At 43.8% G+C, this 14,374-nt stretch carries 14 protein-coding genes; 13 read left to right on the plus strand and 1 reads right to left on the minus strand.

Annotated elements, in window-relative coordinates; all coding sequences use genetic code 11:
- The first annotated feature begins 1 nt into the window (after nt 1).
- From ACS5NO_RS03690 to ACS5NO_RS03750, 13 genes are all read left to right on the plus strand, one after another.
- Entirely contained in the window at nt 2-955 is a 954-nt protein-coding gene (locus ACS5NO_RS03690; protein ID WP_439413891.1) for a glycosyltransferase family 2 protein, read from the plus strand.
- Nucleotides 952-2,076: a glycosyltransferase family 4 protein gene (locus ACS5NO_RS03695; RefSeq protein ID WP_439413892.1), complete on the plus strand. Its 1,125-nt coding sequence runs from the start codon at nt 952-954 to the stop codon at nt 2,074-2,076. Before ACS5NO_RS03690 ends, ACS5NO_RS03695 begins: the two co-directional genes overlap by 4 nt.
- Nucleotides 2,069-3,484, plus strand: a complete 1,416-nt coding sequence (locus ACS5NO_RS03700) for a glycosyltransferase family protein (protein WP_439413893.1) — start codon at nt 2,069-2,071, stop codon at nt 3,482-3,484. The genes ACS5NO_RS03695 and ACS5NO_RS03700 overlap by 8 nt, the downstream gene beginning before the upstream one ends.
- 6 nt (nt 3,485-3,490) lie before the next feature.
- Nucleotides 3,491-4,429 carry a glycosyltransferase gene (locus tag ACS5NO_RS03705; protein WP_439413894.1) on the plus strand — a complete coding sequence of 313 codons (939 nt, stop codon included), beginning with the start codon at nt 3,491-3,493 and terminating at the stop codon, nt 4,427-4,429.
- Nucleotides 4,426-5,052: an imidazole glycerol phosphate synthase subunit HisH gene (hisH, locus tag ACS5NO_RS03710; RefSeq protein ID WP_439413895.1), complete on the plus strand. Its 627-nt coding sequence runs from the start codon at nt 4,426-4,428 to the stop codon at nt 5,050-5,052. Before ACS5NO_RS03705 ends, hisH begins: the two co-directional genes overlap by 4 nt.
- A 27-nt stretch (nt 5,053-5,079) precedes the next feature.
- The gene (locus ACS5NO_RS03715) at nt 5,080-5,841 is read left to right on the plus strand and encodes an AglZ/HisF2 family acetamidino modification protein (RefSeq protein WP_114408043.1); all 762 of its coding nucleotides are present in this window, start codon (nt 5,080-5,082) and stop codon (nt 5,839-5,841) included.
- 3 nt (nt 5,842-5,844) lie between these two features.
- On the plus strand, nt 5,845-6,996 hold the full coding sequence (locus ACS5NO_RS03720) for an N-acetyl sugar amidotransferase (protein ID WP_439413896.1): 1,152 nt from the start codon (nt 5,845-5,847) through the stop codon (nt 6,994-6,996).
- A 10-nt stretch (nt 6,997-7,006) separates the two neighbouring features.
- Entirely contained in the window at nt 7,007-8,125 is a 1,119-nt protein-coding gene (locus tag ACS5NO_RS03725) for a DUF354 domain-containing protein (protein WP_439413897.1), read from the plus strand.
- A gap of 110 nt (nt 8,126-8,235) precedes the next feature.
- Entirely contained in the window at nt 8,236-8,643 is a 408-nt protein-coding gene (locus tag ACS5NO_RS03730) for a VanZ family protein (RefSeq protein WP_439413898.1), read from the plus strand.
- A gap of 27 nt (nt 8,644-8,670) precedes the next feature.
- Nucleotides 8,671-9,816 (plus strand): non-hydrolyzing UDP-N-acetylglucosamine 2-epimerase, encoded by a 1,146-nt coding sequence (gene wecB / locus ACS5NO_RS03735; RefSeq protein WP_439413899.1) that lies wholly within the window; start codon nt 8,671-8,673, stop codon nt 9,814-9,816.
- 92 nt (nt 9,817-9,908) lie between these two features.
- Nucleotides 9,909-10,406 carry a UpxY family transcription antiterminator gene (locus ACS5NO_RS03740; RefSeq protein WP_114408036.1) on the plus strand — a complete coding sequence of 166 codons (498 nt, stop codon included), beginning with the start codon at nt 9,909-9,911 and terminating at the stop codon, nt 10,404-10,406.
- Nucleotides 10,407-10,459: 53 nt separating this feature from the next.
- Entirely contained in the window at nt 10,460-11,920 is a 1,461-nt protein-coding gene (locus ACS5NO_RS03745) for a capsule assembly Wzi family protein (protein WP_439413900.1), read from the plus strand.
- 11 nt (nt 11,921-11,931) lie between these two features.
- Entirely contained in the window at nt 11,932-12,582 is a 651-nt protein-coding gene (locus ACS5NO_RS03750) for a hypothetical protein (protein WP_439413901.1), read from the plus strand.
- 97 nt (nt 12,583-12,679) lie between these two features.
- Here the strand turns inward: ACS5NO_RS03750 and ACS5NO_RS03755 are convergent, their stop codons facing one another.
- Nucleotides 12,680-14,296 (minus strand): hypothetical protein, encoded by a 1,617-nt coding sequence (locus ACS5NO_RS03755; RefSeq protein WP_439413902.1) that lies wholly within the window; start codon nt 14,294-14,296, stop codon nt 12,680-12,682.
- Between the last annotated feature and the right edge of the window lie 78 nt (nt 14,297-14,374).

Raw genomic sequence — 14,374 nt, forward strand, 5'->3', positions numbered from 1 at the left:
AATGTTTTCGGTTATTGTCCCTCTCTTTAACAAAGACCAATACATTGATAAATGCATTGGATCAGTTCTGGCTCAGACTTACTCCGCATTTGAGTTACTTATCATTAATGATGGTTCATTTGATAATAGTGTTTCCATAGTAAAGCAGTTTGAAGATTCCCGGATTATATTAATTAATCAAGTGAATCTGGGGGTTGCACTAGCTCGTAACCGCGGTGTTAAAGAAGCAAAATTTGAATATATTGCTTTTTTAGATGCAGATGATTGGTGGGAGCCTACTTTTCTGGCAGAGCTTTCAGAATTAGTTAATGACTATCCACAAGCTATTTTATATGGGAGCAATTATTACTATGTAAAATATGGCCAACATCAATTAGAAAAAAAAGGTCTGATAGAGGGCTTTGTTTCTGGATATATTGACTATATAAGTGTTTATGGAGCTACTTTTTGTGTGCCCATTAACTGCTCATTTGTTGTAGTCCGACGGAATGCATTTATGAAAGTTGGTGGGTTCCGTTCTGACTTACGATTTGGTGAAGATTTTGACCTATGGATCCGGCTAGCATTAAGTGGCAAAGTTGCTTACCTGAATAAACCTTTAGCATATTCTAATCAGGATGTTGAATTATCTAATCGTGCCGTTGGTGGATTTAGACTTTGTCATCCGTCTGGACATTATATTTTTCATCTTGCTTATCTCCGGCCTTTTGAAGAGAAATCGGTAGCCCTAAAACAACTTTTAGATGGGCTACGTGTTCGGTCCTTATTACCATATTATTTGACTGAGCAGTATTCCGTTGAAGTGCAGATCATTCTGTTACAAGTTGAATTTTCCGTCCAGCCAATTTTTTATCGAATCATATATCATGCACCGATTGGGCTTGTTAGGTTTTTTTTCAATGGAAAAAGATTAGGCTCTATTTTTAAGCAAGCGGTTTTGCACCTTATCCGATGAGTAAAGTGGCTTACTTATTGGGTGCGCTTGATCGAGGTGGCACAGAAACACTTTTGCTTGATACACTGATGCAATCCGCAAGTTTGGAATTAGATTGCTTCCTGATCCATCGTAAAAATGGAACTCTTTTGCCTCAATTTCAAGGGACAGGTATTTCTCTTTATTATTTACCCTTCAATATTTTTTTTGATTTTACTTATTTACTAAAACTTCGCAAGTTGTTCAAGAAGGAGGGTGTTCAGATAGTGCATGCACACTTGCCATTGGACGCTTTTCTAGCGTATTGGGCGTGTCTTGGACTAGATATTAAACTTATTCTGAGTTTTCACGGATATGATTTTGGCTATTCTAAGTTTGCCAGGAATATGGTGGGGTTTATCAGCAAGCGCACGAACGCGAATCTATTTGTTAGTTTTCATCTACTTGAGTATTATGTTTCCCAATATTGTCTGGAAAGATATCAGGATAAACAAAAGTTTATTTATAACGGAATTTCATTTAGTAAATTCTTAAATTTTCCACAAGTTTCGATCCGGCAGGAGTTGGGGTTATCCGCTGAAACATTACTGCTAGGTTGTATTGGAAATTTTGTAATTGGGCGTGACCAATTAACGGTTTGTAAGTTTTTGGCTGAGCTCAGTAATAAAGGTATTGATTACCATTTCGTTTTTGTCGGTGCTCGTAATGATAATGATCCTTCATTATTTGATGCCTGTGTTAAATTTTGTGAAGACAATAACTTATTACATTCTGTCCATTTTCTGGGGGGGCGTTCCGATATACCATCTATACTAAAGGAATTGGATGCTTTTGTGTATGCAAGTGATCATGATACCTTTGGAATAGCAGTGGTTGAAGCAATGGCAATGGGCGTTCCTGTTTTTGTTAATGACTGGAAAGTTATGCAGGAAATTACAGAGCAAGGTACTTTCGCGAATTTGTACAGAACCAAAGATGTGAATGATATGCTTGAAAAATTTCTCCCTTTTCTTAGTGATAGATTATCGTTTCGGCGTATTGCTGAGAAAAATGCTGTTCACGTTAGAAAGAAGTACTCCATTCAGAATCACATAAAAAACCTTAACACAATATACAAGAAGTTATTACTTGCTGATGACTGATACTTTAGTTCGGTATATTCCATCGTATTTTACAAAAAAAGGAATTTCGGCCTTTTCGGCTGTTATTGTTATAACGTCTGCTTTGTTTCTACACCGGATTTTATCATTTCAATCGTTTCTTTTTTGTGTCGTTGAAGCAGTATTGTTTTTCTATTTTTCTTCAAAATTGTCGCTAAACTGGTTAAATTTTTCAACTAAATTATTTTCTAAAAAACTATTCAGAACGGCATTTTTTATCCGACTCGTCTGGGTATTATTTAGCTATTTTTTTTACATCTGGATGACTGGAAAGCCTTTCGAGTTTGATGCTGCGGACGCTCCTGGTTATCATAATGAAGCTATTTGGTTAGTCGATTTATTGAAAGCTAATCAATTTGATGTCTATTTAAAATATATTGGCGTTCACTTTGATGATATGGGATATCCTTTTTATCTGGGAATTCTTTATTATGCAATTGGCGATGGTATTTTAATCCCACGGATTATAAAATCACTTTTAGGTGCTTTTACTTGTCTTTTAGTATATAAAATTGCTCGAAGTAGCTTTGGAGAAACAACCGGGCGTATAGCTGGTATTATGGCTATGCTTGTGCCGAATCTGATCTATTACTGTGGTCTTCATGTAAAAGAAACAGAGATGGTTTTTTTGGTTGTCTGCTTTGTTTATCTGGCGGATAAATTAATGAGATCGCGTACGATTTCGGTGAAGAACCTGATTTTGTTGGCATTTATGGGCGCTTCATTGTTCTTTTTTCGAACAGTTTTAGCAAGTTGTCTAATTGGTTCAGTAGCAGTCGCTACTTTCATTACTTCCAGGAAAATTTCTGCGTTGAGTAAACGGATTGGGCTAATCGTTCTATTAATTTCAGGTGCTTTTTTTATTTACCTTACCCCATTGGCAGACAGGATTGATGAGTATTTGAAGGCAAGTGACCAGAACCTTACCTCACAAATGGATAATTTTGCCACACGGGAGGGGGCAAATAAACTGGCACGTTATGGTTCACGTGGTATTTTTCTCCCTTTTATGCTAATGGCCCCCTTTCCTACACTTGTCAACATCCCCGATCAGCCTAATGCTATGATGTTGGGCGGGGCCTATTTTACGCGTAATGTGTACGCTTTCTTTGTGTTTGTTGGCCTGTTTACACTCTACAAGCGCAAACAGTTACGGGAACACATTCTCTTATTGTCGGTTATTTTCTCCTACATTTTTGTGCTGGCGTCCAGCGGTTTTGCTCTATCCGAGCGATTCCATCTCCCCCTCGTTCCGTTTCTGTTGATTCTGGCGGCTTACGGTATTTCACAGATGAATGCGAAAAACAAGAAATACTACGTTCCTTACCTAGTATTGATTTGCGTTATGGTCATTGGTTGGAACTGGTTTAAGCTGGCAGGGCGATCGTAAAGTACAATGCGGATATTGATCGTTTGCAGTGGCAATGCTGAAAACTTTGATCTCAAAAAGCATCAGGCCTTTATCTACGATCAGGTAGAAGCGGTTAGACAAATCGATCCGGCCATTGCTTTCGATTATTTCTTTGTTACGAAAAAAGGAATCTACGGTTATTTATCGTGCCTGAGCGATTTGATTAATCAACTTCGTGGAAACCGGTATCATTGCATTCACGCCCATGTGGCCTTGTCGGCACTGCTGTCTAATCTGCAACGACAGGTACCCGTAGTCGCTACGTTTCACGGATCAGATATTAATTTCCCTTCGCTGCGAGTGGTTTCACTAATCGTTGAATTACTGAGCCGCAAAACGATTTACATCAGTGCTCAACTGATCAGAAAGGCGATTTACGCTAATAAAGCGAAACGGGCGGTTATCCCCTGTGGCGTTGACTTTGATTTGTTCATTCCCCGTAACAAAGAGCAGAGTCGTCGGCAGTTGGGCCTTTCGGCATATAAAAAATACATTCTGTTTTCTTCCAGATCCGGTATTGCCGTTAAGAACTATCCACTGGCTAGGGCTGCCGTTGCTCTGCTTCAGGATAAAACCGTCGAGTTGATCGAATTGAAAAATTACACACGCGAAGAAGTTGCCTTGCTATTCACCGCAGTCGATGTAGCCCTGATGACTTCACATTCCGAAGGCTCACCGCAGTTTGTCAAAGAAGCCCTCGCCTGTAACTGCCCGGTTGTGTCGACCAACGTTGGGGATGTTCAGGTGGTCATGGGCAACATTGCAGGCTGTTCTATCACCTCGTACGACGCGACCGATGTAGCCGACAAAATTCGCAAAGCACTGGCTAATACGGAGCCGGTTTTGTCGAGAGATTCCATTCGTCAGTTTGATAACCGATTGATCGCCCAACAGATCCGGGAGGTCTATTGCCAAATCCAATGAACTTGCAAACCGGCATTGTCATCATCGATTACGGCATGGGCAATCTGCGTTCCGTACAAAAGAAGTTTGAATGTCTTCACCGCCAGGTTTGTATCTCGTCGGACATTCGGGTGATTGCCAAGGCGGATAAACTGGTTTTACCCGGCGTTGGTCATTTCGCCAACGGCGTCAGAAAACTGAAAGAGTCCGGTATTTGGGACGTGATGAACCACAAAGTTCTGGTAGAAAAGACGCCCATCCTCGGTATTTGTCTCGGTATGCAGTTAATGGCACGCCATAGTGAAGAAGGCGATGTCGAGGGGCTGGGATGGTTTGATGCTGAGGTTGTTCGGTTTAGAATGGAGAATGAACGGAGGTACAAAGTCCCGCATATGGGTTGGAATACCGCTCGGGTTACAAAAGAATCAACCATTTTTAACGACATTCCGGAAGATACGTTATTCTACTTTGTTCATTCGTACTATGTAGCCTGCAATGAGAAGCGGGATGTCCTGGCCATGACCAGGTATGAATGTTCATTTGCTTCTGCAATAGCAAAAGACAATATCTACGGAATGCAGTTTCATCCTGAAAAAAGCCATGATTGGGGAGCGGTGCTAATAGAAAATTTCATAGGAATTTAGAAACAAATCAAATTTGTTACAGGCTAAATGTTCCGACCGCGGGTAATACCTATTCTTCTTTTAAAACATAAAGGATTGGTTAAATCCGTACAGTTTAAAGATTATCGATATGTCGGTGATCCAATCAACGCCGTAAAAATATTCAATGACCTGAAAGCCGATGAGTTGGTTTTTTTAGATATTCTGGCTACTAAAGAGAAGCGGACGATCTCGCTGGATTTTGTCCGTCAGGTAGGAGATGAAGCTAACATGCCTTTTTCAGTTGGGGGCGGAATCCGCTCAATTAAAGACATCAAAGCCATTATCAATGCCGGAGCTGAGAAGGTTATTCTTAATTCCATCGCCGTAGAAAATCCTCAGTTTATTCAACAGGCAGCGGATGAATTTGGGAGTTCTACCATCGTGGTGTCCATCGATGTGAAGAAGAAATTTTGGGGTCAGACGCAGGTGTATATACGTAATGGTAGTAAAGCGACGCGTCTCAACCCCACTGAATGGGCAAAACTTGTGGAAGAAAAAGGAGCGGGTGAGATCATTATCAATTCAATCGAACAAGATGGGATGATGAAGGGGTATGATCTCAAGCTCATTAAAGAAGTGGCCGAAGCTGTTCAAATCCCGGTGGTTGCGGCTGGTGGTGCGGGAAGTCTATTCGATTTTAAACGGGCTGTTCGGGAATCTTACGCTTCGGCGGTCAGTGCAGGTTCGTTATTTGTTTTCCACGGTCCCCGAAAAGCGGTTTTGGTAAATTACCCCAAACAAGCGGAACTAGTCAATCTATTTGCTTAACGTATGAAAGTTTGCCGTAAAGGTGTGTGGGATGAAACCATTCCGGGAATTCAGTTCGATGAGAATGGCGTTTCGAATTTTTGCCGACTGCAGGAAAAAATGATGGCCGATTATCCGCGCGGAGAGAAAGGAGCGCAGGATTGGAATAAGTTGGTCGCAGAAATAAAAGCTTCTGGTGTAAATAAACGATATGATTGTCTGGTTGGTGTAAGTGGGGGCGTAGACAGTTCCTATTTATTGCATTTGACCCAGGAATATGGCTTGCGGCCTTTGGCAGTCAATCTGGACAATGGGTTTAATAGTGAAATTGCAGTTCAGAATATATATAAAATCACCACCCAGTTAAAGATTGATTTGGAAACGTATGTCATCGATTATGAAGAAATAAAAGATTTACTGAAATCGTATATGAAGGCATCGATGCCGTGGATCGATACACCTACTGATCTGGCTATCAAGGCAACAATGTACAAAATAGCCGGAAAGGAAGGCATTCAATTCATATTGCGGGGCAACGATTTTAGATCAGAAGGAAAGCAGCCCAAAGAATGGACGTATGCCGATGCCCGGCAACTACTGTACATTCACGATAAATACGGATCGGGAATTAAGCTCAAAACGTATCCATTGTTGACACTGCCGAAAATGATTTACACGGGCCTGATAAAAGGCGTAAGAGATATTCGTCCTTATTACTTTTTAGCCTATAACAAACAAGAGGCCAAAAAAAAGTTGATAGAAACTTACGATTGGCAAGATTACGGTGGACACCATCATGAGAATTTATTTACTAAATTTTCTATGGCGTATTGGTTACCCAAAAAATTTGCGATTGACAAACGAAAAATAAACCTGTCGGCGCAGGTAATCAGCCAAGCCATTACGCGGGAAGAAGCATTAGAGCAAATCAATGCACCTTTTGATTCGCAGCTTGAACTGGATCGATCGCGTGAATATATTATTAAAAAACTGGAACTGACAAAGGAAGAGTTTAAAACCATCTGGAATTCTCCCAATAAGAATACATTTGATTATCCGTCAAATTATAAACTAATCTTTTGGCTGGCGAACAAATTTCGACCCCTGCTTAAGCGACTCTACGGATTTATGCCCATGTCGGTATCGGCCAGAGAAGTAATTGAGGAGAGAAAATAAAATCCAGTAAATGAAGTACCTTTTCTATTTCGGTCACCCCGCTCAATACCTTTTTTTAAGAGAGACCCTCCGGCGACTCTCAAATACGGGCGAACATGAGATTACGATACTGATAAAAACGAAAGATGTTTTAGAAGAACTGATAAAGAAAGATGGATTCGACTACACAAATATTTTAACAAAACAGCGGGGCGTATCGAAACTAGCCATTCTCTTTAGTTTATTTAAAAGAATTCTGCTCATTATTCCAATCATTATTCGTAAAAAACCGGATCTTTTGGTAGGAACTGACGCAACAATCGCCCAGCTCGGGAAATTATTTGGCATCAACCGGATAACTATCATTGAAGATGACTATGAAGTAGTCAAAAATTTAGCCGATCTGACCTATCCCTTTACTCAAACCATTTTATGCCCGGATGTCTGCCAGGTCGGTCCGTGGAGAGCCAAAAAAATAGGGTACAAAGGGTATATGAAACTGGGTTATCTACATCCATCGATCTTCACTCCTTCTGATAATATCTATAGAAAATATAACTTAGGAGAACGTTGCGTATTAATCAGAATGGCCCGTTTAACAGCTTATCACGATTTTGGTATTAGGGGAATCAACCCGGATTTATTAGGGAAGATTATTGAGATGTTACTATCAAAAGGTTATACCGTTAAAATTTCTACAGAATCACAGATAGATGTCCAGTTCGAGCGCTATGTATTGACCATAGATCCAAGCGATATGCATCATGTACTATCTCAGGCAATGTTGCTGATTTGTGACAGTCAAAGTATGAGTGTTGAGGCTGCCATGCTTGGTGTTCCTTCTATTCGATACAGCGATTTTGCCGGTAAAATTTCAGTCTTGGAAGAACTTGAACATACCTATAACTTGACATTTGGTATTCTGCCCGGACATGAATCAGATTTGATTGCTAAGATCAAGGACGTGATTGAGCAGCCAGATCTAAAAGCTACATTTCTGTTAAGAAGACAAAAAATGCTTACTGAAAAGATAGATGTTACCTCGTTTTTAGTTTGGTTTTTAATGCATTATCCTGCAAGTTTTAAAGTCATGAAAGATAGCCCAGATTATCAGGATAAGTTTAAAGCATTTACCATTTCTGAAGTGTAGTAGGGTTTAATTATTCATGATCATAAACTTTAGGCATAGATAAAAATAACCTGTTTGTTCATGAGAAATTAGCTGAAAGATATTCAAACATTGCTTATTTCTCCTTTAGTATGTTACAACTAACTACCCTTCTTCGTCCCAATACCGCCAGAACCATAGCCTGGGTTTATACTGTATGCATCCTGCTGTTGGTAGCCTTACCCCTGAATGGAGAGGGTCAACTTTTGGGGAATCTTAACGATAATTATGTAATGGAAATCCGGTTGGACTACCTGTCGCACGCCCTGCTGTTTATACCCTGGGTATTGGTGGGCGGTTATGGCTGGGAACTCCATCACAGGAACCGCGTCCGGATTGGGCTGTCGTATCTGCTGGCGCTGACTTTTGCCGCCTTTTGCGAATACCTGCAGTTGCTGTTACCCTATCGCACCTTCAATATCAATGACCTGGTTTCCAATGCGCTGGGCGTGACGCTGGGTTTTCTGCTGCTGTGGGCTTGGTCCCGATCAGGGAAATAAACCGCAAAAGATGATGCAGTTCCATTTATGCTCAAACTCCTGACAATTATCGGTGCGCGGCCGCAGATTATTAAATCGGCCGCCATCAGTCGCGCCATAAAAACGAAATACCCAACGCTTGTTCAGGAAGTGATTGTTCATACCGGCCAGCACTACGACCGGGAAATGTCGGATGTCTTTTTTGAGGAACTGCAAATTCCCCGGCCTAACTACAACCTACACGTTGGCTCCGGGAAACATGGCGAGCAGACCGCCAAAATGATTACGGGCATTGAAGCAGTTATTGAGACTGAAAAACCCGATTGCCTGATCATCTACGGAGACACAAACTCAACCCTGGCCGGAGCCATCGCGGCCGCGAAAGTGCATACACCGATTGTTCACATCGAAGCCGGTCTACGTTCTTTCAATAAGCGAATGCCGGAAGAGATCAACCGGATTTTGAGTGACCACGTTTCCACGTATCTATTTCCGCCGACGCAAACCGGTTTTGCCAACCTCCTCAGGGAAGGATTTCGGGCCGACAACGCCCCCCCGTATACCGTTGACAATCCGGGCCTGTTCAACGTCGGAGATGTTATGTATGACAATAGCCTGTACTTTTCGGAATTAGCCGCCGGTCGAACGGATCTGTTGGAAAGACTGGATTTGAAACCGGGACAGTTTTTGCTGGCAACCCTCCACCGCAATACCAACACGGACGAAGTTGACCGACTTACCACCATTTTCGAGGCATTTCAAGCGATAACTACCAGCTACGGCATCAAGCTGGTTATGCCTGTACACCCCCGTACGGTCAAGCAGATGAATGCCTTGCTGGATGCGCGTTTATTTCAGACCGTTCAAAACAATCCCAATATACTACTCGTGCCACCGGTTTCTTTCCTGGAAATGACGCTGTTGGAGCAACAGGCTAAACTGATCATGACTGATTCCGGGGGCGTTCAGAAAGAAGCCTTCTTCTTTAAAAAACCGTGTATCATTCTCCGTTCAGAAACCGAGTGGATCGAGATCATCAAAAGCGGGGCCGCTTTACTCTGCGATGCTCATTATAAGCGAATTATGGAAGCCTACGCCCACTTTGAGCATTTCCCCATTCAGTCGGTTACGCCCATTTATGGCGATGGGAACGCGGCCGAGCGAATTCTAAAAATAGTATTAGCTAGTCTTTGAAAATTAATCTTAGTTAGGGGATTATTTATACAATTTACCTATCAGGTCGTTTCGCTCTCTCTCTCTGTCTTACTTTCCTAAATCAAAGAATTATGCCCTGGTTTGTTATCTACACTAAATCCCGTTCTGAAAAGCTTGCTGCCAAGGAGCTTCAGAAAAGAGGTGTCGAAGTCTATTGTCCACTTCGGAAAATCAAGCGAAAATGGTCCGATCGCTTCAAGATCGTTGAAGAACCTTTGTTCCGATCGTATTGCTTTGTGAACGTGGAAGAAAATGAACGCCAGGTTGTTTATGGCGTACCAGGGGTCGTTGGCTACCTTAACTGGCTAAAAAAGCCAGCTATTGTGAAGCAAAAAGAGATTGATTTGATTAAGGATATGCTGAATGATTTTGATCACGATTCGATTGAAATTGTTGATTTCAAGACTGCTGAACGACTCAGAATTGCTTCCGGAGCATTCATAGATCAGGAAGGGCAAGTCATATCGACACAGGGAAAAACGATCGTGCTAAAAATTGAATCGCTGAATATTTGCATATCCGTAGATCTTAGTAAAAATAAAGTGGAGAAATTAATTGCAATGAACTGATTGTCTTCAAAATATAATCACTTCCACTGACTATTTCACCCCCCTCTTGACGTATGCCTAAACAACTAGAACTAACCTTGTATGGGCTGGTGAGTTTTTTGCTTTGTCATCTATCCGATGCACAGAGCATTTCCCGTAAACCACAGTATTGGGTAGAAGCCGGCACCTATTTATCAACGGCGGCCAGCAATCCATTCTGGATTCGATCGAATCAGTACGGCGAGGTCCCGCTGGAATCCCAGGGCATTACACTCCGGGCGCAGGTTAGAAAAGAATACGATAGCCTGGCTGGTAAAAAATTCTCGTACGGTTATGGAGCACGGGCGGTCCTGAATGCGGGCTCAATCAATCAGGTTCTACTGACGGAATTGTACGGCAAAGTGCGCTATGGGGCATTTGAGTTGTATGCCGGCCGACGGCGGGAACTCGTTGGATTAGCCGACTCGGTCTTGAGCATAGGCTCGTATATTTGGTCAGGAAATGCGCTTCCAATACCTAAGGTGCAAGTTTCACTGCCTAATTATACGCCAATTCTAAAAAATGGACTGATTGCCGTGAAAGGTAATTTCGCTCATGGCTGGTTTGGCAAAGGTGACTGGATTCAGAATTATTATCTGCATCAAAAAAGCTTGTACATCCGGTTAGGAAAGCCGGATTGGCGCTTTAAATTTCATGGCGGCTTCAATCATCAGGTACAATGGGGTGGCACGCTTTTGTATGATCGTGTTGATCGGGGCGTTAAAATAACCCGGTATGGCAGCGATCTGGAATCGTATCTCTATGTGATCACTTCTAAAACGTTGTATTCAGATGATTTTAAGGTGGAAAATGGCAAAGCCTCAGCCGAAGGTGGAAACCGGGTCGGAAATCATTTAGGTACTTTTGATATTGGATTAGAGTATGAAGATGCCCGTACGAAGTGGTTTATTTATCGACAATCTATTTATGAAGATGGCTCTTTGTTTTATTTAAATAACATCTCCGATGGATTGCTGGGTCTGTCTTTTAAACGAAAACAAGCCACGAGCGGAATCCTTCGGGTGGTCGTCGAATACTTACACACCTCCAGTCAGGGAGGGAGTGTAAGCTCCGGAAGAGCTACCGCCGACGAACTGCGGGGTAATGATGATTATTTTAATAACGGGAGATACATCGATGGCTGGACTTATAATGGGCAGACAATTGGTACGCCTTTTATCATGCCGCTGCGTTATACCACAGGCCTGCCACAAAATCTGGCCGAAAACCGCAACCTCATCGTCAATAACCGGGTAAATGCCGTCACCATCGGTGTGCAGAGTCGGGTAAAGAAATTTGATTTGGTAACCCGGATTTCGATGAGCAAAAATTTAGGGAATTATGATGTCCCGCTGAGTTTTACGCAAACTTCCGTTCAGCAACATATCGCTTTTCCCGTACAGAAATACACTTTAAATGCCATTGTTGCTTACGACAATGCCGGCGTACTGGAACAAAATCTGGGGTTGAGTCTGCTGGTTAAACGCTACTTCTAACTAGATAATTTATGAAACAACTTGTATCCTTCTTTATAATTTTGATGGCTCTGCCCACCCTGGCTCAAACCACTGCGCCGGGCCAGGCTAGTTGGAATGGAAATAACTCAGCTCTCAGGTATGTTAAACGGTTCCAGGAAAGAGGTGTATCAGAAGCCCTAAAGAACTTTACGGCCCCAGAACTGGATGATACATTACGCGCTAAACGACACTTGTTTGCCACCACCGTCTACCAAAATGGGGCCAAATTGTCGAACTCTGCCATAAGCCAGCTATTGGAATCTGTCCCCAAAGCCAGAAAGAGATTCCAGTTTGGAAATGTGCTAAAACCAATTGGTCCCGTTGTGGCGGTTTCGGGTCTGGTTATCGGTTACATTGGTATCAAAGGGAATCCAGCCACTTCAATGGTCCGGGGCATACGCACACCAACCAATCCAAATGTTGCCGACGTTCAGGTGGCGTATACAAAACGGAGTCTGCCCAAAGTGCTGGGCGGGTTAGGGCTTTTTGTTGGTGGGTTGTGTCTGATCGAAGTTTCAAACGAACTGACGGCGGCATCGGTCAATCTATACAATTCCAGGAATAAGGCGATTTCTCACCTAAATAGCATAAAGTTGGGAATTAGTAACAACGGGGATATTTGCTTAAAAGCAAAGTTTTAAATGGAACCTGTTTAGGGTTTTATTCCATTCAAAATAGCCTGCCAAAGTTTATTTGGCAGGCTATTTTGTTTATGTACGGTTTGTATTCGTCGCATTACTACTGATGGTTCAAAGGGCAGTTGACCCGGTAATTCCAGATGGTTTGCCCCGTCACCCGGACGGTTACATACTGGCTTTTGGTTTTGATGAGTTGCTGCATGGATGCCCGCGACCAACTGTCGTAGATGGTGCTGCCGTAGTAAATGAACAGCGGTTTTGAATCCTCATCGATATCATCTTTGCGGCCTTCAAATACCTCGATCTGATCCGGGACGGCATCGGTGTAGTAGTCCAGCGCGAAGGTGGCGTCTTCCTGGCCCAGATCGTATTCCGCAATCACCACCTTAATGTCAGGGCTTTGATAATCCTGCCCGTCCTGCCCGCCATTGCATTGAGACAGCGCAATGTCGTCGTGAATTTCCGGGCCGGCTTCGTTCCGGGTATCCGGGGACACGGCGGTCGAATCGGGGGCGACAGCGTTCAGGCTATCCGGCGGGGAAAGGCGGTTTTTATGCCCCCGGACCGATGCGTTCAACTGATCCTGGGAGAGCGGTTTTTCGTCATAGGCGAAGTAGTAGTAGGCAATCAGCCCGGCCACCAGCAGCACCAGCAATCCCACCAGCAATCCCAGACAGCCCAGGCCGCGCTTCACCGGTTTGAGCGGGTCCGGAATAAAAACCGGAATCACATAGTCGGGCTGGCCGCGTTCGTGGACGTAGGTCTTGACCAACGGCTCTTTTTTATCGACGAGGTCGTAACACTGCACACTTTCGCCATAGTAGGTATTGTTCAGCAGCAACCGTCCCTGTTCGTCAGCCTGGACGGGCAGTTGCATTCCCTGATAATCGAGCCGGATGTGGTGTTTGGGAACGGCCCGTCCGTGCTGGTCTACCACCCGGAAAAACATGGAAAACGGCAGTCGTTCGAGCAAAACCGGATACGGTTCCGCCGGATTCCGCTCATCCACGAAGACGGTTTGCCGATTCACCGGTTGCCCACCCGCGTCCTGCTGATACACCGTTATTTCGCTCAGATACGGAACCTCCGCAATCGTTAACAGGCCCTGTTCGTCGGTTGTCAGCGTCCGTTTATGGGTTTCAAACTCAACCGCCAGCGGCTCGTTGGCTGCGGGCAGGTTCGTCGGTCGATACGTGCCCCTGATCACCACGGGCGTAACCCCAAACGGCACCAGTTTTCGGATGATGTTGCGCTCGGGTTTTTCCGTTTCGAACATAAACCCCCAATTGGTCAGCGTAAACCGGGGGCCGTCGGGCGTATTGAACACCAGAATGTGTTCCGTCGAAGGCACTTCCAGGAAGCTCTCGACACTTTGGCGCAGATTCCGGTAGCTGGCCCGGTCGTATTGCCCCGGCCCTTTTTTGATATACCGGATGATGTCGCGAAACAGGTAGTTGACCTGCTCGTTCAGGATCGGCAGAAGCTGCTGTTGTTCCTCGGGCGAATACGACGCCAGCGTCCGAAAATCGCCGGGATACTCCCCATACCAGGTAATTTCGTCGCGGCCAGCCCCCGTTACGAGCGGTTCGGCAAACAAACGGTCGTGACCGTTGACAAACAGGCCGCGCACCTGTTCATACCGTTTGACGTTTTCACCCACATTAAAAAATACCGGCCGAATGCGTTTCAGGGGGGTCGTAAGGAGTTCGCGTTTCATGCGGAAAGGGCTTTCTGATGGTTTGGTAAAGCGCCGTGGGCGCCCGGATGTCTATTGATGCCAGTCCGTAAAAAAGGT

The organism is Larkinella fluvii (assembly GCF_051857545.1).
Classification (GTDB): Bacteria; Bacteroidota; Bacteroidia; order Cytophagales; family Spirosomataceae; genus Larkinella.

What these genes read in the sequence shown, in the direction of transcription:
- ACS5NO_RS03690 (WP_439413891.1), top strand. Translation starts at nt 2, where the DNA reads ATGTTTTCGGTTATTGTCCCTCTCTTTAACAAAGACCAATACATTGAT.
- ACS5NO_RS03695 (WP_439413892.1), top strand. Translation starts at nt 952, where the DNA reads ATGAGTAAAGTGGCTTACTTATTGGGTGCGCTTGATCGAGGTGGCACA.
- ACS5NO_RS03700 (WP_439413893.1), top strand. Translation starts at nt 2,069, where the DNA reads ATGACTGATACTTTAGTTCGGTATATTCCATCGTATTTTACAAAAAAA.
- ACS5NO_RS03705 (WP_439413894.1), top strand. Translation starts at nt 3,491, where the DNA reads ATGCGGATATTGATCGTTTGCAGTGGCAATGCTGAAAACTTTGATCTC.
- hisH (WP_439413895.1), top strand. Translation starts at nt 4,426, where the DNA reads ATGAACTTGCAAACCGGCATTGTCATCATCGATTACGGCATGGGCAAT.
- ACS5NO_RS03715 (WP_114408043.1), top strand. Translation starts at nt 5,080, where the DNA reads ATGTTCCGACCGCGGGTAATACCTATTCTTCTTTTAAAACATAAAGGA.
- ACS5NO_RS03720 (WP_439413896.1), top strand. Translation starts at nt 5,845, where the DNA reads ATGAAAGTTTGCCGTAAAGGTGTGTGGGATGAAACCATTCCGGGAATT.
- ACS5NO_RS03725 (WP_439413897.1), top strand. Translation starts at nt 7,007, where the DNA reads ATGAAGTACCTTTTCTATTTCGGTCACCCCGCTCAATACCTTTTTTTA.
- ACS5NO_RS03730 (WP_439413898.1), top strand. Translation starts at nt 8,236, where the DNA reads ATGTTACAACTAACTACCCTTCTTCGTCCCAATACCGCCAGAACCATA.
- wecB (WP_439413899.1), top strand. Translation starts at nt 8,671, where the DNA reads ATGCTCAAACTCCTGACAATTATCGGTGCGCGGCCGCAGATTATTAAA.
- ACS5NO_RS03740 (WP_114408036.1), top strand. Translation starts at nt 9,909, where the DNA reads ATGCCCTGGTTTGTTATCTACACTAAATCCCGTTCTGAAAAGCTTGCT.
- ACS5NO_RS03745 (WP_439413900.1), top strand. Translation starts at nt 10,460, where the DNA reads ATGCCTAAACAACTAGAACTAACCTTGTATGGGCTGGTGAGTTTTTTG.
- ACS5NO_RS03750 (WP_439413901.1), top strand. Translation starts at nt 11,932, where the DNA reads ATGAAACAACTTGTATCCTTCTTTATAATTTTGATGGCTCTGCCCACC.
- ACS5NO_RS03755 (WP_439413902.1), bottom strand. Translation starts at nt 14,296, where the DNA reads ATGAAACGCGAACTCCTTACGACCCCCCTGAAACGCATTCGGCCGGTA.